At 62.9% G+C, this 21229-nt stretch carries 22 protein-coding genes; 1 reads left to right on the plus strand and 21 read right to left on the minus strand.

What is annotated here, in order from left to right; genetic code table 11:
* Positions 1-19: 19 nt before the first annotated feature.
* Entirely contained in the window at positions 20-2617 is a 2598-nt protein-coding gene (locus EG799_RS01005) for a coiled-coil domain-containing protein (protein WP_123877762.1), read from the plus strand.
* A 24-nt stretch (positions 2618-2641) separates the two neighbouring features.
* Here EG799_RS01005 and EG799_RS01010 read toward each other — a convergent pair whose 3' ends face one another.
* Genes EG799_RS01010 through EG799_RS01105 form a run of 21 tightly spaced genes read right to left on the minus strand, consistent with a single transcriptional unit; the run spans position 2642 to position 21219 of the window.
* The gene (locus tag EG799_RS01010) at positions 2642-2914 is read right to left on the minus strand and encodes a DUF1467 family protein (protein ID WP_123877763.1); all 273 of its coding nucleotides are present in this window, start codon (positions 2912-2914) and stop codon (positions 2642-2644) included.
* Positions 2915-2922: 8 nt separating this feature from the next.
* Positions 2923-4572 carry a ribonuclease J gene (locus EG799_RS01015; RefSeq protein ID WP_181950858.1) on the minus strand — a complete coding sequence of 550 codons (1650 nt, stop codon included), beginning with the start codon at positions 4570-4572 and terminating at the stop codon, positions 2923-2925.
* Positions 4573-5349, minus strand: coding sequence for a type III pantothenate kinase (locus EG799_RS01020; RefSeq protein ID WP_123882543.1), 777 nt, complete (start codon positions 5347-5349; stop codon positions 4573-4575).
* Positions 5349-6086 carry a biotin--[acetyl-CoA-carboxylase] ligase gene (locus EG799_RS01025; RefSeq protein WP_123877765.1) on the minus strand — a complete coding sequence of 246 codons (738 nt, stop codon included), beginning with the start codon at positions 6084-6086 and terminating at the stop codon, positions 5349-5351. The genes EG799_RS01020 and EG799_RS01025 overlap by 1 nt, the downstream gene beginning before the upstream one ends.
* Positions 6083-7546 (minus strand): NADH-quinone oxidoreductase subunit NuoN, encoded by a 1464-nt coding sequence (gene nuoN / locus EG799_RS01030; protein WP_123877767.1) that lies wholly within the window; start codon positions 7544-7546, stop codon positions 6083-6085. Before nuoN ends, EG799_RS01025 begins: the two co-directional genes overlap by 4 nt.
* The gene (locus EG799_RS01035) at positions 7546-9081 is read right to left on the minus strand and encodes an NADH-quinone oxidoreductase subunit M (RefSeq protein ID WP_123877769.1); all 1536 of its coding nucleotides are present in this window, start codon (positions 9079-9081) and stop codon (positions 7546-7548) included. Before EG799_RS01035 ends, nuoN begins: the two co-directional genes overlap by 1 nt.
* Positions 9081-11147 (minus strand): NADH-quinone oxidoreductase subunit L, encoded by a 2067-nt coding sequence (gene nuoL, locus EG799_RS01040; protein WP_123877771.1) that lies wholly within the window; start codon positions 11145-11147, stop codon positions 9081-9083. The genes EG799_RS01035 and nuoL overlap by 1 nt, the downstream gene beginning before the upstream one ends.
* A gap of 6 nt (positions 11148-11153) precedes the next feature.
* On the minus strand, positions 11154-11459 hold the full coding sequence (gene nuoK, locus EG799_RS01045) for an NADH-quinone oxidoreductase subunit NuoK (RefSeq protein ID WP_123877773.1): 306 nt from the start codon (positions 11457-11459) through the stop codon (positions 11154-11156).
* Complete coding sequence (locus tag EG799_RS01050; RefSeq protein WP_123882546.1) at positions 11456-12076, minus strand: NADH-quinone oxidoreductase subunit J; 621 nt, start codon at positions 12074-12076, stop codon at positions 11456-11458. Before EG799_RS01050 ends, nuoK begins: the two co-directional genes overlap by 4 nt.
* Positions 12077-12129: 53 nt before the next feature.
* Complete coding sequence (nuoI, locus tag EG799_RS01055) at positions 12130-12615, minus strand: NADH-quinone oxidoreductase subunit NuoI (RefSeq protein ID WP_123877775.1); 486 nt, start codon at positions 12613-12615, stop codon at positions 12130-12132.
* Entirely contained in the window at positions 12612-13664 is a 1053-nt protein-coding gene (gene nuoH, locus EG799_RS01060) for an NADH-quinone oxidoreductase subunit NuoH (protein ID WP_123877777.1), read from the minus strand. Before nuoH ends, nuoI begins: the two co-directional genes overlap by 4 nt.
* A complete protein-coding gene (gene nuoG, locus EG799_RS01065) occupies positions 13661-15694 on the minus strand; it encodes an NADH-quinone oxidoreductase subunit NuoG (protein WP_123877779.1) in 2034 nt (677 codons plus the stop codon). Before nuoG ends, nuoH begins: the two co-directional genes overlap by 4 nt.
* Positions 15694-15975 carry a hypothetical protein gene (locus EG799_RS01070; RefSeq protein WP_123877781.1) on the minus strand — a complete coding sequence of 94 codons (282 nt, stop codon included), beginning with the start codon at positions 15973-15975 and terminating at the stop codon, positions 15694-15696. Before EG799_RS01070 ends, nuoG begins: the two co-directional genes overlap by 1 nt.
* Positions 15972-17282 (minus strand): NADH-quinone oxidoreductase subunit NuoF, encoded by a 1311-nt coding sequence (gene nuoF / locus EG799_RS01075; protein WP_123882548.1) that lies wholly within the window; start codon positions 17280-17282, stop codon positions 15972-15974. Before nuoF ends, EG799_RS01070 begins: the two co-directional genes overlap by 4 nt.
* Positions 17269-17469 (minus strand): hypothetical protein, encoded by a 201-nt coding sequence (locus tag EG799_RS01080; protein WP_123877783.1) that lies wholly within the window; start codon positions 17467-17469, stop codon positions 17269-17271. Before EG799_RS01080 ends, nuoF begins: the two co-directional genes overlap by 14 nt.
* Complete coding sequence (locus tag EG799_RS14060; RefSeq protein ID WP_181950859.1) at positions 17469-17615, minus strand: hypothetical protein; 147 nt, start codon at positions 17613-17615, stop codon at positions 17469-17471. The genes EG799_RS01080 and EG799_RS14060 overlap by 1 nt, the downstream gene beginning before the upstream one ends.
* A gap of 39 nt (positions 17616-17654) precedes the next feature.
* Complete coding sequence (gene nuoE / locus EG799_RS01085; RefSeq protein WP_123877785.1) at positions 17655-18323, minus strand: NADH-quinone oxidoreductase subunit NuoE; 669 nt, start codon at positions 18321-18323, stop codon at positions 17655-17657.
* Complete coding sequence (locus EG799_RS01090) at positions 18313-18561, minus strand: hypothetical protein (RefSeq protein WP_123877786.1); 249 nt, start codon at positions 18559-18561, stop codon at positions 18313-18315. The genes nuoE and EG799_RS01090 overlap by 11 nt, the downstream gene beginning before the upstream one ends.
* Positions 18558-19781: an NADH-quinone oxidoreductase subunit D gene (locus tag EG799_RS01095; protein WP_123877788.1), complete on the minus strand. Its 1224-nt coding sequence runs from the start codon at positions 19779-19781 to the stop codon at positions 18558-18560. The genes EG799_RS01090 and EG799_RS01095 overlap by 4 nt, the downstream gene beginning before the upstream one ends.
* Positions 19778-20344, minus strand: coding sequence for a hypothetical protein (locus tag EG799_RS01100; protein ID WP_123877790.1), 567 nt, complete (start codon positions 20342-20344; stop codon positions 19778-19780). Before EG799_RS01100 ends, EG799_RS01095 begins: the two co-directional genes overlap by 4 nt.
* On the minus strand, positions 20341-21219 hold the full coding sequence (locus EG799_RS01105) for an NADH-quinone oxidoreductase subunit C (RefSeq protein WP_123877792.1): 879 nt from the start codon (positions 21217-21219) through the stop codon (positions 20341-20343). Before EG799_RS01105 ends, EG799_RS01100 begins: the two co-directional genes overlap by 4 nt.
* Positions 21220-21229: the final 10 nt, after the last annotated feature.

Genomic DNA, 21229 nt, shown 5'->3' on the forward strand with positions numbered 1-21229 from the left:
TGCGTGATATTGTCCCCGGATGACACGGCGACGAAATCTATTGTCCGTCCATGAGGGCGAAGCGGGAGACCGGGAAAACCATGCGACCGCACATGAGGAAGAACATCTTTCCGTCGAGTACGAGGAAGCATCCTGGGAAGACCTCCGCGAGGCGGACGAACATATCGTCGAGTTCGACGATGAGCCCGTTTCTTCCGGCAAGGGTGGCTGGGTGATACCCGCTCTCGCCGTTCTGGCCGGACTGGCCTGGACGGCGTTCTTCCTGTTCGCGAATCTTCGAGACATGCTCGCCGGTGCCCCCCCCTCGCAGTGGGCGGACTGGATCGTTGCCTGGTCGGTCCCACTGATCCTCATCGTCGGACTTTGGCTGCTTGCCATGCGCAACAGCCGCCGCGAGTCAGCACGCTTTGCCGATGTTGCGCGAGGGCTTTCACATGAATCGGCGCGGCTCGAGGAACGACTGATCGTCGTCAATCGCGAGTTGAGTCTCGCACGCGATTTCATCGCCGCGCAGTCGCGAGACCTGGAATCGCTGGGAAGGGTCGCGGTCGAACGGATTTCCGGAAGCGCCGACCGGTTGCAGGCTCTGGTGCGCGATAACGGCGGTCAGGTGGAAAGCATCGGACGGGTAAGCGACACGGCGCTCGCCAACATGGAAACATTGCGCGACCAGCTGCCGGTTCTCTCGAACGCGGCCCGCGACATGAGCAATCAGATCGGCAATGCCGGCAATATCGCACAAGGCCATGTCGAGGATCTGGTCGCCGCTTTCGACCGCCTGAACCAGTTCGGCGAAGCCGGCGAAAAGCACGTCAAGACAATCTCTGAGGGCGTGCGCGACACGCTGTCGGCGTTCGAGGACCAGGTCGATGCAATGGGCGGCATCATGGAACGTCGCTTCACCCGGTTGCGGGACGAAAGCGGGCGATTCCGCGACGATCTCGAACGCCATCAGGACGATGCTTTCGCTATCATTCGCGAAGGCGCCGCCAGGATCGCGGCGGACATCGCCGGGCAGCAGGAAGCGCTGCGGGCTCAGGAGGACGAGGCCATGTCCGCAATGACCGATCGCCTCGCGGTTCTTGGCGCGGAAGGGGATCGCCTGCTCGCGGTCATGGGCGAAGGGAGGGATGAGGCGGGGGCCGCCTGGACTGCCGCCATCCAGGGTCTGGAAGACCGGATGCGCGAAGCTATCGCTCGTGTGGCCGAGGTGGACGAGAACGCCATGGCAAGTGCCCGAAAGCGGCTGGTCGATCTTTTCGATGAAGCCGGGCGTATCGATGATCGCATCGCCGCCGGCATCGCTTCGTTCGACGAGGATATGGCCCGTCGCCGAAGGCTGGCGGACGAGCACCAGGACGATGCCGTAGCTGCCCTGGATGAACGCATCGCGGACCTCGACCGCCGCGTCGCAGAACGGCAGGAGGAGCATCTCGCCCATATCGCTGGCCTGGCCGAGCGTGGAGAAGCGCTGGGGGAGCGCCTGGCGAGACTCGACAGCCACATACGAGCGCTCGGTTCGCAAGCGGAAGACACCCGGAACGGTCTTGCCGAGGCAGCGGATGCGCTGATGGATCGACTTTCGCAAACGCGGGCGGCCCTGGAGGAAAACGATGCGCATATCCAGCGACTGACCGATGGCGGCGTACGTCTGCTCGAACTCATCCGCGCCAGCGCGGAGCATTCCGAAACCGATCTGTCCGAAACGCTCGGCAGTGCCGAGCGTCGGCTCGGCGCATTCGCCGCCCAGGCCGACGAGTTGCACCAGGTCGTACAACGGGCGGAAGAGCGCGGAGCGTCTCTTTCGGATCACCTGCAAAGGGCAAAGGCGGAAGGATCGGCCTCGCTGGACGAACTCGCTGCGCTCGAGAGCCGCCTCGCCTCGGTCGCGCAGGAGGCTGAACGGCTCGCCGAACGCACGGGAGACGAGTTGCGTGAAGCGATAGAAATGCTGACGCGCTCCTCGGCCGACGTGCTTGCGAATCTGCGCAAGGGTCAGGCCGACGCCGTGCGTGATCTCGCAGAGAGGATCGCAGAGGACAGCAGGGCCCAGATCGGCGAGGCGCTACGCCGCGATGCTGGCGAGACGCTTGCCGAGCTGGAGGAAGCGACGACCCGCGCGGGCGAAGCCGGACGCGACACGGCGATCATGCTGCGCGATCAGCTCGCACGCGTGAACGAACTCGCCGCCAACCTCGAACAGCGGGTTGCGCACGCAAGAGAACGGGCGGAAGAGCACGTCGACAGCGACTTCGCGCGGCGCATGGCGCTCATCACCGAAGCGCTGAACTCGACCGCCATCGACATTTCGAAGGCGTTCGACAACGAGGTCAGCGATACGCAGTGGGCGAATTATCTCCGCGGCGACCGCGGCATTTTCACGCGCCGCGCCGTCCGTCTGCTCGACAAGCAGGAGGCGCGCAGCGTCTCGGACGTCTACGAGGACGACGCCGACTTCCGCGAAACGGTCAACCGCTACATTCACGACTTCGAGGCGATGTTGCGCTCCGTTCTGTCCACTCGCGACGGAAATGCGATGGCGGTGACGCTGCTTTCGTCGGATATGGGCAAGCTCTACGTCGTTCTGGCGCAGGCTATCGAGCGGCTTCGATCCTAGACGCGAACACTTCAGGGCCGGTTGTCAAGCGGTGGCCGTTCCGAACAGATCGATGTCTTGCAGCGTGACCCACCCATACGTGTAATTCGCGACGTACAATGCGCAAAGCACGGCTGCCAGGACGCTGGCGCGCAGCATCAGGCGGCCGGGGCGAAAGTTGATGGGCGCGCTATCCGCCTGCCCGGGCACCATCTCGACATCGTGTTCGCTGGCAGTGCGAATACCCACCGGCAGGAGAATGAAGGCGCACATGACCCAAAGCAGCGCATAGATCGCGAGAATGGAAGTCCATTGCATGACGCTGTTCAGCCGTCCAACATGACAATTCTGGTCTGCGGCTTCTTGCCAGACCAACGTTGCGCCGCGCGGCGAGCGGCAAGCCGCGCAGCCTCGTGAACGACCTCGGGATCTTTCCGCCGAGCGCCCTTCAGCTTGCTCAGCGCGGCCGAAACGTCTTCCGTGGCCTCGGCGATGAAATCATCGTGATCCTCGTCCAGGGGCAGGCCCATGCTCTCGATATGAACGGCGCCACGCGCATCCAGCACTACGATGACCAGGCCATCGCGTGACAACCTCCGTCGCGCGGTTACGGCTTCTCCATCGGCGGGCACGATGATGTCGCCGTCCAGAACCAGGCGCCCGGTATAAATCTGAGCCAGCACTTCCGGTCTTCCGGGAGCCAGTCGCACGATATCGCCGTTCTTCTGGACGATGGTGCTACCAATCCCCGCCGCTTCGCCCAGGCGCGCCTGTTCGGTCATGTGACGCATCTCGCCGTGGACCGGAACGAGGATGTCGGGGCGCAGCCAGCCATAGAGCGCTTCGAGTTCGGGGCGCCCGGGATGGCCGGAAACATGGATCTCGCTCTGGCGATCGGTCACCATGGTAATGCCGCGCTCGGCGAGCATGTTCTGCACCCTGCCGATGGACAATTCATTGCCCGGGATCTGGCGGCTCGAAAACAGGATAACGTCCCCTTCTTCCAGGTCGAGCGGATGATTTTTCTCCGCAATTCGCGAGAGCGCAGCCCGCGGTTCGCCCTGCCCGCCGGTCGCGACGATCATGATTTCGCCGCGGGGCAAGCGCATCGCGCTATCGAAATCGACCGTCTGGGGAAAGTCGTCGAGATAGCCATTCGCCTTCGACACCTCGATCATCCGGTCGAGCGAACGGCCCGCGACGCACAGCCGGCGGTTGGTATGGTCCGCCACCGCGCCCAGTGTCTTGAGCCGGGCCACATTGGAGGCGAAGGTCGTCACGAGCACGCGCTTGCCCGCGTGGCGCTGCACTTCTTCCAGCAGACCCCGATAGACCGCGCCCTCGCTGCCCGACGGCACGGGATTGAAGACATTGGTCGAATCGCAGACGAGCGCCAGCACGCCTTCGTCGCCAATCTCTGCGAGTTCGTTTTCGGTGGTGGGTGAGCCTATCTGCGGCTCGTCATCGAGCTTCCAGTCGCCGGTATGGAAAACGCGGCCGTGGGGCGTGTCGATGAGCAGAGCGTTCCCCTCTGCAATGGAGTGCGCAAGGGGAATGTACGTTATCGTGAAGGGACCAAGCTCGAACGAGCCATGATCGTCCTCGATGACATTGAGTTCGACTTCGCGCGTGAGGCCGGCCTCGTCCAGCTTGCGACGAATGAGGTCCGCCGTGAAGGGTGTGGCATAGAGCGGGACGCCGAAATCGGCGGCGAAATACGGTATCGCGCCGATATGATCCTCGTGTGCATGGGTAAGCACTATGCCGAGCAGATCGTCCACACGCTCCTCGATGAATTCGGGATCGGCGAACATCAGTTCGGTGCCCGGGTATTCGTTCGATCCGAAGCTCATGCCCAGATCGACCATCAGCCACTTGCCACGGCACCCGTACAGGTTGACGTTCATCCCAATCTCGCCCGACCCGCCGAGAGCGAGGAACAGCAATTCGTCTTCGGGTTGCAAATTCTTCTTCATTCAGCCTTTCGCCTTTCCGGCGAGGATAGCGAGACCCTTCAACGTCAGGTCCGTATCGACCGCGTCGAAGATCTCGGTGTGTTCGTCAAACAGCAGCGCAAGACCGCCGGTTGCCACGACCTTCGCCGGGCGTCCGATTTCCGCGCGTAGACGGGCGATCAGACCCTCCATCAGCGCGACGTAGCCCCAGAAGACGCCGATCGCCATCTGGTCTTCAGTATTGCGACCGACCACCGATCTGGTGCGGGGCTTCTCGATTGCAATGCGCGGAAGCTTGGCTGCCTGGTTGACCAGGGCATCGAGCGAAAGGTTGATGCCCGGCGCGATGATTCCGCCCTTGTAGGTACCGCTGTAGTCGACGACATCGAAGGTGGTGGCCGTGCCGAAATCGATTACGATGAGGTCGCCGCGGTGATCGGCGTGTGCCGCGATGGCGTTCACGGCGCGATCCGCCCCCAGGGAGCGGGGTTCCTCGACGTCTATGGCGATGCCCCAGCCCCCGGCTCCTTCGCCGGCGAAATGCGGATCGACCTCGAAATATTTCTGCGCGAGTACCGTGAGGTTGTGACGTGCGCGTGGAACGACGCTGGATATGATGATCGCATCGATGGCGCTGCGGTGAACGCCTTCCATCGCCAGCAGCTGAAACAACCAGACCGCATACTCGTCCCCCGTGCGCCGGGGATCGGTGGCGATGCGCCAGCGGGCGCGGATATTCGATGCTTGGATCAACGCGAAGACCACGTTGGTATTGCCTACGTCCACCGCCAGCAGCATCACCGTGTCTCCCATTCGACGTCGCCTGCGTGGATGGCATGAACGCTGCCGTCATCCAAGAGAAGGCGAAGCGATCCGTCTTCCGCAAGACCCCCGAAACGGCCCGAGATGCGGTGGCCGGGTCCATCGTGAACGGTGAGACGCGCGCCCCGAGGATGAGCCCGGCTTTCCCATTCCGACAGCGTCTCCCGCAAGGGCTCGGTCCGCCAGCGGTGCAACCGCCTGGCAAAACAGGGCGCAAGTGTTTCCAGCACCTCGGCGGCATTCGGGTTGGGGCTACCCGTGACGGCGGCGATCGAGGTCGTCGGTCGGTGCAATGAGGCGGGCGGGCTGGCGACATTGACGCCTATCCCCACGATGACCGTATCGAGAACCCTTTCACACAGGATCCCCGCAACCTTCGCCCCGCCGATCAAGACGTCGTTCGGCCATTTGAGCCAGCGCCCTGCGTCGCTACCCGGTACGGTTTGCGACAACGCCTCGCGCAGCAAATCATGAACGCCCAGTCCGGCGACAAGGGACAGCGTTTGCGGTAGCGGATCGCCGGTTTGCACGCCGACGACCGTGGAACAATACAGGTTTCCCGGCGCGCTCGACCAGCTGCGCCCTGCCCTGCCCTTTCCACAGGTTTGCTCGACAGCGCGCAGCCAATGGCCTTCACGCACAGTTCCGCCTGCGCGCAACCGTTCAGCGAGCAACGTATTGGTCGATGCGGTCCTGGAAATCGTTTCGATCAAATCACCGGCAACAGCGAGGCCGCGGCCATGTCGGCCACCCTGCCCAACCAGGGCGTCAGAAGAAAACCGAACGGCGATATCAGTATCGTGGAAACGGCGAGGACGACCCAATGAGCCGTGTCGCCCCTGCCGGTCAGCGTACCTGCCGCCTCGTCGAAGAACATCACCTTGACGATCTTGATGTAGTAGAAGGCTCCGATGACGCTCGCCGCAATGCCGATGACTGCGAGCGCCAGTAGGTTCGCCTCGACCGCGGCCTGGAACACCACCAGCTTGGCCCAGAAGCCCAGGAATGGCGGGATGCCGGCGAGGCTGAACATCAGCGCGGCAAGGCACCAGGCGAGCGCGGGGCGCGTAGTGGAGAGACCGGCAAGGTCGGCAATGCCCTCGACGGGATTGCCGTCAGCGCCGCGCATCAGCAGAACGGCGACGAAACTGCCCACGGTCATCGCGACATAGATGGCCAGATAGATCAACATCGCACTCGCGCCGGTGACGGTTCCGGCGGCCAGACCGATGAGGATGAAGCCGACATTGTTGATCGAGGAATAGGCCAGTAGCCGCTTGACGTTGCTCTGCCCGATGGCCCCCAGAGCGCCCACGACAATCGAGGCAAGGGCAGCAAAGATAACAACCTGACGCCAGGCATCGGCCTGGGTACCGAAGGCCTCGATGGCCACCCGCGCGGTCAGCGCGATGGCAGCGACCTTGGGTGCGGTGGCGAAGAACATCGTCGTGGGGGTTGGCGCGCCTTCGTAAACATCGGGGGTCCACATATGGAAGGGCACCGCGCTGATCTTGAACGCGAGCCCCGCCAGCACGAACGTCAGCCCGAACAGCATCCCGGTGTTCAGGTCGCCCGTAACGGCAAGCTTGATGCCTTCGAAACTGGTCGTACCGGTAAAGCCGTAGGTCAGGCTCATCCCGAACAGCAGGATGCCGCTGGCGAGCGCTCCGAGAACGAAATACTTCAGCCCTGCCTCGGCGCTCCGTTCGTCATCGCGGAGAAAGGCGGCCAGGACGTAGGCGGACAGCGAATTCAGTTCGAGGCCGATATACAGCGTCAGCAGGTCCGCGGCCGACACCATGACCCCCATGCCCAGCGCAGCAAACAGAATCAGGACCGGATATTCGGGGCGCATGGCCCGAAGGCGATCGAAGAACCGGGGGGCTATCACGAGCACGGCGATGCTGGCCGCGTAGATCATCCATTTCGCCACCGCCGCGAAGGCATCGGCCCGGAACTGGCCACCGAACGCCACGGTATCGGGACCGGAAGACCCGGTGACGGCCGTCGGGGTGACGAGAGCGAACGCCGCGCCGAGAGCGACGCAGGTCAGGATCGAGACAAGTCTCGACGACTTCTCTCCGCCCCACGCGGCAATGAGCAGGAGGACCAGACCCGACAGCGACAGGACGATTTCTGGTGCGACCAGCGACAGGGAATTGCCGTAATCCATCAGTGGGCACCCCCGTCTTCGGCGCCGGGTGCGACAGGTGGGGCCGCATCGGCAATCGTCAGACGTGCGTCGCCGGCCGGCGCAGCGTCTGCGAGGCGGGCATCTAGCAACTGGATATCGTTACGCATCGGGGCAAGGAAACTTTCGGGATAGATCCCCATCCACAGGACCACCGCTGCGATCGGGGCGAGCAGCAGATATTCGCGTCGGTCGAGATCGGGCATGGCAGCCGCGTCCGCGTTCGTCTGACCACCGAACGCGACGCGCCGATAGAGATAGAGCATATAGGCCGCGCCCAGGATGATTCCGGTCGTGGAGACGAAGGCGACCCAGCTGTTCGCCTGATAGATACCGACGAGTGAGAGGAATTCGCCGACGAAATTGCTTGTGCCGGGCAGTCCGATGCTGGCCATCGTGAATAGCAGGAACAAGGTGGCGTAAGCCGGCATGTTGATGGCAAGTCCGCCATACCGGCTGATTTCGCGCGTATGCAGCCGGTCGTAGATCACGCCGACACAAAGGAACAGCGCGCCCGACACAAGACCGTGGCCAAGCATGATCATCATCGCGCCTTCGAGCCCCTGGACGTTGAAAGCGAACAGGCCGACCGTGACGATGGCCATGTGCGCCACGGACGAATAGGCGATCAGTTTCTTCATGTCGTGCTGCACCAGTGCGATCAGGCTGGTCGCCACAACAGCTACCATGCTCAGCCCCCATATGAGCCATGCGAACTGCGCGCTCGCATCCGGGAACATCGGGAGGCTGAAGCGGATGAACCCGTATCCGCCCAGTTTCAGAAGCACGCCCGCGAGGATGACCGATCCTGCCGTGGGTGCCTGCACATGCGCGTCGGGCAGCCATGTGTGCACCGGCCACATCGGCATCTTCACCGCGAAACTGGCGAAGAAGGCCAGCCACAACCAGGTCTGCGCCGCGGCGGGAAAATCGTACTGCATCAGCACGGGCACGGAAGTCGTGCCTGCCTCGTTCGCCATCCATAGCATGGCGATCAGCATCAGGACCGAGCCGAGCAGGGTGTAGAGGAAGAACTTGTAGCTGGCGTAGATCCGGTTGTCCCCGCCCCACACGCCGATGATGAGATACATCGGAATGAGTCCGGCCTCGAAGAAGATGTAGAACAGGAACAGATCCTGCGCGGCGAAAACGCCGATCATCAGCACTTCCATCAGCAGGAAGGCGGCCATGTACTCGCCAACCCGCGACGTGATCGCCCGCCAGCTCGCACCGATGCAGACCGGCATGAGGAACACGCTGAGCATGATGAGCATGAGAGCAATTCCGTCTATGCCGAGGGCATATTCGAAACCGGAAAATATCTCGGCTCGCTCGGTGAATTGCCATTGTGCGCCGCCGATGTCGTAATTCGCCCACAGCACGATGCCCAGCACGAGGTTCGCCAGCGTCGTGGACAGGGCCACAAGCCGCGCGGCCTCGGGGCGGAGGAACAGGCAGGCGATCGCTCCGACGAGCGGAACGAGCAGCATGATCGAGAGGATCGGAAAACCGCCCATCAGAAAAGCACCCAGGTGATGGCGGCAACAAGGCCCAGCAGCATAATCAGGGCGTAACTCGTGAGATATCCTGACTGCACCCGCTTTGCGAGACCGGCACCCTCCGACACGAGCCAGGCGGCCCCGTCCGGTCCGAACCGGTTGATCGTGCCCTCGTCTCCCTTCTTCCAGAACAGGCGACCGAGCCAGAACGCCGGCCGGACGAATAGGAAATTGTACAACTCGTCGAAATACCACTTGTTGAGAACGAAGCGATAGATGGGACCGAGTTGCTCCGCCGTCTGCTCGGGCAGGTCCGTACTTTTCATGTAGGCGAGCCAGGCGAAGAACAGGCCAGTCAGCATGGCGATGGTTGCCGACAGCTTGACCAGCACCGGAACCACCTCCGCATCGTGGAGCGAGTGCATGAAATGCTCGTTATACGCGATAGAGCCGTTCCAGAAGGACGCGGTATCGAGAAACGCCGGGTAGAAGATGAAACCCGCGAAAATCGCTCCGAGGCTCAAGACGCCAAGGGGAACAAGCATCGTCCACGGACTTTCGTGCGGATGGTAGCCCGCCGTCCCCTCGCGTTCCTCGGGTTCGGGCACCGGGTGAGCGACCGAATGGCCGGAATCTTCCTGCTTCGCCGGATTGTGATCCTCCGGCTCGTCGTGACCGTGCCGAACGGCGTGACGTATATGCTCGCTCTCCGCCCAGCGCGGCTTCCCCCAAAAGGTCAGGAACATCAGACGCCAGCTGTAGAAGCTTGTGAGGAGGGCGGCGATTGCGCCCAGCCAGAAAGCGAGATTGGAAAAGCTGCCATTCGCTGCCCAGGCCGCTTCGAGGATGGCGTCTTTCGAATGGAACCCGGCGAAGCCCGCATGAACCCAGTACACGCCGACGCCGGTGATCGCCAGCGTACCGGCCATCATGGCCCAGAAGGTGACTGGGATCTCTTTCCGCAATCCGCCGTAATATCGCATGTCCTGTTCGTGGTGCATCGCGTGAATGACACTGCCCGCTCCCAGAAACAGCAGTGCCTTGAAGAAGGCATGCGTGAACAGATGGAACATGGCCGCGCCATAGGCGCCAACACCGGCGGCGAAGAACATGTATCCCAGTTGGGAGCAGGTGGAATAGGCAATCACTCGCTTGATGTCCCACTGCGTCGTACCGATGGTCGCCGCGAAGAAGCAGGTCGCCGCGCCGACCACCGTGACCACGGCTAGCGCGGTCGGCGCGGCCTCGAACATAGGCGACAGGCGGCAGACCATGAACACGCCCGCGGTCACCATCGTGGCCGCATGGATCAGCGCGGAGACGGGCGTCGGCCCCTCCATCGCGTCGGGCAGCCAGGTATGCAGACCCAGCTGCGCGCTCTTGCCCATCGCCCCGACGAACAGCAGCAGGCACAGAACCGTCATCGTGTCGAACCGCATGCCGAGAAACCCGATGGTGCTCGCACCCCGCATCGCCGGAGCGGCACCCAGGATCTCGGGAATGCTCGTTGTCTGGAAGACCAGGAACGTCCCGAAGATACCGAGCATGAAACCCAGATCACCGACCCGGTTGACCACGAAAGCCTTGATGGCGGCGGCGTTTGCGGACGGCTTCTTGTACCAGAATCCGATCAGCAGGTAGCTGGCGAGGCCAACCCCTTCCCATCCGAAAAACATCTGAACGAGGTTGTCCGCCGTCACCAGCATCAGCATGGCGAAGGTGAACAGCGAAAGGTAGGCGAAGAACCGGCTCTGATCCGGATCCTCGTCCATGTATCCCCAGCTGTAGAGGTGGACCAGCGCCGAAACCGTGGTGATGACGACCAGCATCACCGCGGTCAGCGTGTCCACGCGCAGCGCCCAGTCGAAGCGCATGTCCCCCGACTGTACCCATTGCAGGACCGGAGTTATCGTCGCGGCGCCATCCCCGCCGAGGTAGCCGAGAAAGATCGGCCAGCTCAGCGCGCAGGACACGAACAGCGCTGCGGTAGTGACCAGCTTGGCACCTGTATGGCCGATCACCCGACCGAACAGGCCGGCGACAAGCGCAGCGAGAAGCGGCGCGAAAACGATGATCTGAATCACGTGCGCCTACCCCTTCATCCGGTTGACATCGTCCACCGCGATGGTGCCGCGCGAACGGAAATAGATGACCAGGATGGCCAGACCGATCGCTGCCTCTCCCGCCGCGACGGTCAGCACGAACATGGCGAACACCTGCCCCGTGAGATCGGCGAGGAAGGCGCTGAAGGCGACGAAATTGATGTTCACCGCCAGAAGGATGAGCTCGATGGCCATCAGGATGACGATGATGTTCTTGCGGTTGAGGAAGATACCAAGAACGCCGAGCACGAACAGGATCGAACTGACGATGATGTAATGCTCGATACCGATCACAGGTCGATTCCCTCGCCAATGGTGGGCCGGGTCATGCGGGTCGCTTCCTTCGGATTTCTCGCAACCTGTTTGGCGATGTTCTGCTGGCCCCGCTGGCTGCGAACCTCGCGATGGGTCAGGACGATCGCCCCGATCATGGCGACAAGCAGGATGATACCCGCGGTTTCGAACAGGAACAGGTACTGCCCGTAGAGCACGATGCCGATATCCTGGATGTTGCTCTGCCCGACGATGGGTGCGGCGGTCCCGCTCGGGGCTCCGAGCTTCAGCGCCCCGGCGCGGTAGGCACCCACACCCAGCACCAGCTCGGCCAGCAGGACGAGCGCGATGGCGAACCCCAGCGGCGCGTTTTTCATGAAGCCTGCGCGTAGTTCGGCGAAATCGATGTTCAGCATCATCACCACGAACAGGAACAGCACTGCGACCGCGCCGACATAGACGACGACCAGCAACATCGCGAGAAACTCCGCCCCCACCAGCACCATCAGGCCGGCGGCGTTGAAGAACGCAAGGATCAGCCACAGCACCGAATGCACGGGGTTGCGCGCGAGTACCGTGAAAGCGCCCGACGCGACAACCAGTACGGCAAAAAGGTAGAAGGCGAATACCTGCATCAGGCTCAAGCTCCGCCGGCCGGAAAAATGGTGAACCCTGTCGTCACGCGCGCCCCCTAGCGATACGGTGCGTCGGCTTCAAGGTTCGCGGCGATCGCCCGCTCCCACTTGTCCCCGTTCGCCAGCAGCTTCGCCTTGTCGTATAACAGTTCTTCGCGCGTTTCGGTCGAATATTCGAAATTCGGCCCCTCGACCACGGCATCGACCGGGCAGGCTTCCTGGCAGAAGCCGCAGAAGATGCACTTGGTCATGTCGATGTCGTAGCGAGTCGTGCGCCGCGAACCGTCCGAGCGCGGTTCGCTCTCGATGGTGATGGCCTGCGCCGGGCACACCGCCTCGCACAATTTGCACGCAATGCACCGCTCCTCGCCATTGGGATAGCGCCGCAGCGCGTGCTCGCCGCGGAAGCGGGGGCTGAGGGGGTTCTTTTCGAAGGGGTAGTTGATCGTCACCTTGGGCTTGAAGAAATACTTCAGAGTGAGGGCATGCGCCTTCAGGAATTCCCACAGGGTGAAGGATTTGACGAGTTGGGCGACGGTCATGCTGCACCTCCATAGCGAGTAAGCATCAGCCAGCCCGAGGTGAGCACCACGAACACCAGACTGATCGGCAGGAATACCTTCCATCCAAGGCGCATCAGCTGATCGTACCGGTAGCGCGGGACTGTCGCCATCACCCAGCTGAACATGAAGAAGAAGAAGAATGTCTTGAGAAGGAACCAGATGATCCCCGGTACCCAGTAGAGCGGCGCCCAATCGACCGGCGGTAGCCAACCACCGAAGAACAGCGTCGTGTTGAGCGCACACATCAGGAGGATGTTGGCGTACTCGCCAAGCCAGAACAGCGCGAAGCTCATCGACGAATACTCCGTCTGGTATCCGGCTACCAGCTCGCTCTCCGCCTCGGTCAGGTCGAACGGAACGCGCTGCGTTTCCGCGAGACTGGAGATGAAGAACATCACCCACATGGGAAACAGCAGAATGTTGAACCAGTACCCGTTGACGAAACCGAACCCGTAGCCGCGCTGCGCTTCGACGATGCCCGACAGGCTGAACGTGCCGGCGAACAACACGACGCAAATCAGGATGAAACCGATCGAGACTTCATAGGAAATCATCTGCGCGGCGGCGCGCATGGCGGAAAAGAACGGGTATTTCGAATTCGATGCCCAGCCCGCCATCGTCACGCCGTAGACGCTGAGCGAACTTATCGCGAGGATGTAGAGCAGCCCGACATTGATGTCCGCAAGCACGACCCCGGTGTCGAAGGGAATGACCGCCCATGCCGCCAGCGCCACGGTGAAGGTGACGATGGGGGCTAGCAGGAAGATGCCCTTGTTCGACGCCGACGGAATGATCGTTTCCTGCAGGAAAACCTTCAACCCGTCAGCAAAGCTTTGCAGGACGCCGAACGGGCCGACCACGTTCGGTCCGCGCCTGAGATTGATGGCCGCCCATACCTTGCGGTCGACATAGATGACGATCGCAACCGCGAGCATCAGGGGAAAGGCGATGACGAGGGAGCCGATAATGGCCGAAAGCGCCAGCGCCCAGCCGTAGATCATGCCCTGATCAACGAAAAACTCGGTCATTCCGCCGCCTCCTGCAAGGTGCCGCCGTGGACCAGTTCATCCGAGCAACGCTGCATCACCAGGCTCGCCCGGGCTATGGAGTTGGTGAGGTAGAAATCCCTCACCGGATAGGCAATCTCACCCGCGGGCGACGTGTCCGACCGAGCGGAGGGTAGCGATCCGTAATCGGCCAGCCCCTCCTCGCCCAGTGCGGGGATCTCGGCCACCATCGCGGAGCGCAACTGGTCGAAGCTGTCGAAGCCGACATTGACGCCCAGCGCATCGGCCAGCGCCCGCAGGATCGTCCAGTCTTCCCGCGCGTCTCCCGGTGCGAAGACCGCCTTGTCTGCGAATTGAACGCGGCCTTCGGTGTTGACGTAGGTTCCGGCCTTTTCGGTGTATGCGCTGCCGGGCAGGATGATGTCCGCCGCGTGCGCGCCCTTGTCGCCGTGATGCCCGATATAGACTTTGAGCGAACCGGCGAAGCGCGCGTAGTCCACCTCGTCCGCCCCCAGCGCCAGAACTACCGCAGGCGATGCTTCGGCCAGGTCGGTAAGGCCACCCTCGCTGGCGAAGCCGAGCATGAGCGCGCCCATCCGTGCCGCCGCGGTGTGAAGGGCGTTGAAGCCGTTCCACCCGCCCGGCAGACCGACGCTGTCGGAATCCTTCACGAGGCCGAGCTTGTCAACGAGGCCGAGCGCCGCACCGTGTGCGCCGGCGGCGAAGCCGCCTGCGCCGAGGATCAGGGCAGGTCGCGACGCCTTGGCGAACACGTCCGTGACGGTCCGGGGGAGATCGCCGAGAATGGCGATATCGGTACCGAGGAATTCAGCCGGGAAGGTCGTATCCCATTGCGGGCCGACAACGAACACCTTCGCACCGCGCTTCGCCGCCTTGCGCAGCCGAACGTTCACGAGCGGAGCTTCGTGCCGGACCTGGCTGCCGACGATGAGGACGGCGTCGGCATTCTCGATTTCGTTGAAGGTCGTGTTGAAGGCGACACCGGCGAGGTTCGATACGTCGTAATCCATGCCGGTCTGCCGACTTTCGACGAGATCGGAACCGGTCACCTGCAACAACGCTTTCGCCGCGAACATCGTCTCGCAATCGACCATGTCGCCCGCGACCGCGGCGATACGCCCCTGACTGGCGCGCTCGGCGATGGCGGCGAAGGCCGCGTCCCAGCCAGCCTGCGCCAGCTTGCCGTCCGCCCCGCGAATCCAGACCTTGTCGAGCCGGCGGCGTGTCAGACCGTCAACCTGATAGCGCGCCTTGTCGGAGATCCATTCCTCGTTCACGTCGTCGTTGATGCGCGGCAACACGCGCATGACTTCCCGCCCGCGCGAATGAACCGTGATGTTGGACCCCACCGCATCGGAAACGTCGATGCCGAGCGTCTTCTTCAGCTCCCACGGCCGTGCCTCGTAAGCGTAAGGTCCGCTCGTCAGCGCACCGACCGGGCACAGATCGATGACATTGGCCGACAATTCATGTTGAGCCGCCTGTTCGAGATAGGTGGTGATCTGCATGTCCTCGCCGCGGTAGAGCGCGCCGATCTCGTCCACGCCGGCGATCTCCTCGGAGAAACGAACGCAGCGCGTGCAGTGGATGCAGCGGGTCATGATCGTCTTGATCAGCGGACCCATGTATTTCTCGGTCACCGCGCGCTTGTTCTCGTGGTAGCGGGTGGCGCCCCGGCCATACATCATTGCCTGGTCCTGCAGGTCGCATTCGCCACCCTGGTCGCAGATGGGGCAGTCCAGCGGATGGTTGATGAGCAGGAACTCCATCACCCCCTCGCGCGCCTTCTTGACCATCTCCGTATCGGTACGGATTTCCTGCCCTTCGGTCGCCGGCAGCGCGCAACTCGCCTGTGGCTTGGGCGGCCCGGGCTTCACCTCGACCAGGCACATGCGGCAATTGCCGGCAATGCTCAGCCGCTCGTGATAGCAGAAGCGCGGGATCTCCTTCCCGGCCATCTCGCAGGCCTGCAGCACGGTGGCGCCATCGGGCACCTCGATCTGTTCGCCGTCTACGGTGACATTAGGCATCAGCGGATGACCTCAATCTTATCGGCTCCATAAAGCCCCTCGATGCGCCGGCGCCTCCCACTGATGGTGAGAACCTCACTTCTCATCCTGACCATGTATCCTTTGCCCATGTAGGGAAGAACTTCGTCCAAGGTGTCCAACGCAAGCTCATTCTCGACGCGGTTATCGCCCTTCGCCACCTTATAGGCTCCGGCTTTCTTGTACGCCGAGAGACGCGCTGCGGTGGACGATCCATCGCGGTGCTTCGTGACGTGATCACATTCAAGAGCTTTCACGGTCACTCTGCCGCCTCCGCCATCGCCGCGCCAGATAGGCCGGCGCCCTCGCGTTCCGCGATGCGGCGTTCGAGTTCCGGGCGGAAATGGCGCAGCAGGCCCTGGATCGGCCACGCGGCGGCATCGCCGAGCGCGCAGATCGTATGGCCCTCCACCTGTTTCGTCACTTCGTAAAGCATGTCTATCTCGCCGGGCGACGATTCACCTTCCCGCAGACGTTCCATCACCCGCCACATCCACCCCGTGCCTTCGCGGCACGGCGTGCACTGGCCGCAACTCTCGTGCTTGTAGAAATAGCTGATCCGGCTGATCGCACGCACGATGTCGGTGGACTTGTCCATCACGATAACCGCCGCCGTGCCAAGGCCGCTGCCCAGTTCCTTCAGGCCGTCGAAATCCATCGGCGCGTCCATGATCTGCTCCGCCGGAACCAGCGGCACGGACGACCCGCCGGGGATGACAGCAAGGAGATTGTCCCATCCCCCGGTGATGCCGCCCGCATGTTTTTCGATCAGGTCGCGGAAGGGAATGCTCATGGCTTCCTCGACCACGCAGGGCCGCTCGACGTGCCCGCTGATCTGAAACAGCTTCGTGCCGGCATTGCCCTCCCGCCCGAAGCTGGAGAACCAGCTGGCCCCGCGCCTGAGGATGGTTGGCACGACCGCGATGCTCTCGACGTTGTTGACCGTCGTCGGGCAGCCGTAGAGCCCCGCCCCCGCCGGAAATGGCGGCTTGAGACGAGGCTGGCCCTTCTTGCCTTCCAGGCTTTCGATCATCGCGGTTTCCTCACCGCAGATGTAGGCGCCCGCGCCGCGGTGCATGTAGACGTCGAAATCGTATCCCGAACCGCTGGCATTCCGGCCCAGCAGCCCGGCATCGTAAGCCTCGTCGATAGCGGCCTGAAGCGTCTCTGCCTCGCGGATATATTCGCCGCGGATGTAGATGTAGGCGGCGCGTGCCCGCATCGCGTAACCCGCGACCAGCGCGCCCTCGATCAGCTTGTGCGGATCATGGCGGATGATCTCGCGGTCCTTGCACGAACCGGGTTCGGATTCGTCGGCGTTGATGACCAGGAAGCTGGGACGTCCATCCTTCGATTCCTTCGGCATGAAGGACCATTTCATCCCGGTCGGGAACCCCGCCCCGCCCCGGCCGCGCAGGCCCGATGCCTTCATCTCTTCTATGATGGCATCGTGTCCACGCCCGATCAGCGCCTTTGTATCGTCCCAGTCGCCGCGCGCCTCGGCAGCCTTCAGGCCCCAGTCCTGGAAGCCGTAGAGATTGGTGAAGATCCGATCCTTATCGGCGAGCATCATCGTCCCCCGTGGGTGAGTTGGCGAGCAGTTGCGCGCCGAGCACCAGCATGACGCCGCCGATGCCCATGAGTATCTGTCCGGTCGTAGCGTGGTGAAGATATGCCGTGGCGGCGCCCGCGATCAGGCCAAGGCTGCCGATCGAGGTGAGATAGCGCGCCAGCTTGCGGTTGCGCCGCGAAAGCATCAGCCAATTCCTCCTCCGAACACGACAAGCGCCGCGACGACGAGAATGCCGACGAGCACCACCGTTTTGATCACGCCCTTCAGGAACTTCCACGCGATGACGATGGCAAGCAGCGCCACGACGAGCGTGATGATCGAGCTATCCATGCGATCCGCCCCCTGCATGCCGGGATTGAAGCAACGACATCACCACTCGCTCCGGTAGTCGTGATTGGCGTCGACCATTTCCTTCAGGGTAGTCGGACCGCCAACGGGTTCGGACGTGTGACGGCCAGGCTCCTGCGTACCGGCCCTGGGTTCCTCGCCCGCGGCCAGCGCGTCGAGCACGGTGTCGAGGCGCTCGGCGGTCAGGTCCTCGTAATTGTCGTCGTTGATCTGGACCATCGGCGCGGTGGCGCAATTGCCCATGCACTCGACTTCGGTGAGGGTCCACAACCCGTCATCGGTCGTGTGGCCCTTCCTCATGCCGCGCGCGTAGCAGGCGTCGAGCAGATCGTCCGAGCCGCGCAGCATGCACGGCGTGGTGCCGCAGACCTGCACGTGAAAGCGCCCGACGGGTACGAGGTTGTACATGGTGTAGAAGGTCGCGACCTCGAGCACGCGGATCACCGGCATATCGAGATAGTCGGCGACGTATTCGATCACCGGCAGCGGCAGCCAGCCTTGCGTGTTCGTCTCCGCCCCGACCTGCCTTTGCGCGAGGTCGAGCAATGGCATCACCGCGCTTTTCTGGCGACCGTCGGGATATTTGGCGATATGCCAGTCAGCCTTGGCCTTCAGTTCCTTCGTAAACGCGAAGCCGCCCCAGCGCTGACGCAGTTCGGGCGTATCGGGCGCGATATTTCTAGCGGCCATCGGTGCGCGCTCCTGCAATACCGCCGACGAACCTTGCCAGGTTGGCAACTATCACGGCGAGAACGAATAGAACGAAGGGCAGCACGATAGCGGCCGCGGGGCCGCTGGAAACGTCGTCGAGCGACGGGCCGATGATGAAACAGGCGAGTCCGGCGGTTAACCAGGTAGCTGCCGCAAGGCGCGCGAAAAGAGGCCAGGATCGGGTCCGCGCACTGATCAGGGCGAAAAGGCCGCTCACCGGTCGCACTCCCCGAAAACCACGTCGATCGCACCGAGGATAGCGGTTGCGTCGGGCAGCATGTGGCCCCTCGACATGAAATCCATCGCCTGCAGGTGGCTGAACGCGGTCGGGCGGATCTTGCATCGGTAGGGTTTGTTCGACCCGTCCGAGACCAGATAGACGCCGAATTCGCCCTTGGGGCTTTCGGTGGCGACGTACACCTCGCCCGCGGGTACGTGGAAACCCTCCGTATACAGCTTGAAGTGGTGGATCAGCGCTTCCATCGACTGCTTCATCTCGGCGCGCTTGGGCGGGGCGACCTTGCGGTCATCTGACGCTATTGGGCCTTCGGGCATCTCGGCGAGGCACTGCTTGATGATCTTCGCGCTTTCGTAAACTTCCTTCACGCGCACCATGAAGCGGTCGTAGCAGTCCGAATTGGTGCCGACGGGGATGTCGAACTCCATCCGGTCGTAGACGTCGTAAGGCTGCGACTTGCGCAGATCCCACGGGATTCCGGCGGCGCGGATCATCGGGCCGGAGAACCCCCAACGGATCGCGTCTTCCTTGCTCACAACGGCGATATCGACGTTGCGCTGCTTGAAGATGCGGTTGTCCGTCACGAGGCTCATCGCGTCGCCGAACAGTTCGGGCAGGCGCGTGTCGACCCAGTCGCCGATGTCGGTCAGCAGCTTGAGTGGCGCGTCCTCATGCACCCCGCCGGGGCGGAACCAGGCCGCATGCATTCGGGCGCCGGAAACGCGCTCGAAGAAGTTCATGCAGTCCTCACGCAGTTCGAACACCCACAGGTTCGGCGTCATCGCGCCGACATCCATGACATGCGCCCCGATATTGAGCATGTGGTTGCAGATGCGCGTCAGCTCCGCGAACAGCACGCGCAGGTACTGGGCGCGGATCGGCACGTCGACGTTCAGCAGCTTCTCTATCGCGAGGACGTAGCTGTGCTCCATGCACAGGGGCGAGCAGTAGTCGAGCCGGTCGAAATACGGCAGCGCCTGGAGGTAGGTCTTGTACTCGATCAGCTTTTCGGTTCCGCGATGAAGCAGGCCGACATGCGGATCGATCCGCTCGATGATCTCGCCATCGAGTTCCATCACCATGCGCAGCACGCCGTGGGCCGCAGGGTGCTGGGGCCCGAAATTGATCGTGTAGTTGGTGATCTCGTCGCCCTCGGTCGTGGGCGACTTTTCTATGGTGAGTCCGCTGGAGTCCGTCATACGCCGCAGGTCCATGTTCCGGGGGCATAGCGCACATCGCTGCGCGCATCCTTGCTGACCACCAGTTCGGCCGGCCAGCGTGTGCTTTCGGCTCCGACGCGCTCGCCGTCGCCGGAACCTCGATCGATCGTAACGGTGTATTCGCCGTCAGTCATTGTCGGGCCATCCATGATGCCTTCGGGGCCGGTCATGTCGGCTCCGGCCAGCACGCGGTCGCGCCCGGCAATCTGTATCACGCCGCGCCCTCGCGCCCGGTCGCTACCTTCCGACCCGGCGATGAAGAGCACCTTGTCATTCGACGCGAACGAGCACGCGCCAACCATCTCGCCGAGGTCGAGATCGTCCGGATCGCCGAGTTCTTCGAGCGCCGGTATCGGATCGTCGATCCCCTCCACGCGCTCGCTGGCGATATTATCGACCGCAACTCCCGTCTCATCGGGCGCTTCCTCGCGCGCCTCATCCGCGATGGCCAGTCCCTGTTCGGGATCGGCCCCGTCATTGCACGCCGCCAGCGTCGCGGCACTGAAAGCCAGAATCGTGACAAGCCTTAGCGGACCGCTCATGTCGCGCCCCCGTCCTCGTGCCTGTCCGGATCGGTGGCAGGCTTCGTATCGATGGTATCGCCTTCCCGGGCCGGACGATCCGGGCGATCCTCGGTAGGTTCGGGAGACCCTTCACGAACGATGCCGGTATCCTCTTCCGCGGGAGCGCCGTTGCTGACCGTCTCGGCCGCGTCCTCGTCCGCTTTCGGCCCCGCACCGGTCTTTTTCGGGCTGTCAGTGACCTTGGGTTCGTCGACCGGCGAAGGCGCCGGGTTCTGCGCCACCTTCTCGTCACCGGGCAGCACGTAGTCGGCCCCTTCCCACGGGCTCATGAAATCGAACGTGCGAAAATCCTGCGCCAGATCAACCGGTTCGTAAACCACGCGCTTCTCCTCTTCGGAATAGCGCACCTCGGTGTAGCCGGTCAGGGGGAAGTCCTTACGGAAGGGGTGTCCTTCGAAGCCGTAATCGGTGAGGATTCGGCGCAGATCGGTATTGCCGTCGAAAGTGACGCCGTACATGTCGAACACTTCGCGTTCGAGCCAGCCGGCGACCGGCCACAACGTCGTAACGGTCGGAACGGGCGTGTCTTCGGCCGCTGTGACCTTCACCATCACGCGGTGGTTCTTCGTCAGACTGAGAAGCATGTAGACGACTTCGAACCGTTCCGGACGACCGGGATAGTCGACACCGGCAATCTCGACCAGCTGCTGGTACGCGTACTCGTCACGCAGCAATCGCAGCGCATCCTCGATCCGCTCGCGTTCGACGCTGATAACGATTTCGCCATGCTCTTCGCGCTGGCCGACCACCATGTCGCCAAGCGCATCACACAGCCTCTCGCGAACGCCTTCGTTGGACGCGAAGCGCGGAGCCGGATGGAATACCCTCGTCATTGCCCCGCCC

The organism is Aurantiacibacter spongiae (assembly GCF_003815535.1).
GTDB classification, from domain to species: Bacteria; Pseudomonadota; Alphaproteobacteria; order Sphingomonadales; family Sphingomonadaceae; genus Alteraurantiacibacter; species Alteraurantiacibacter spongiae.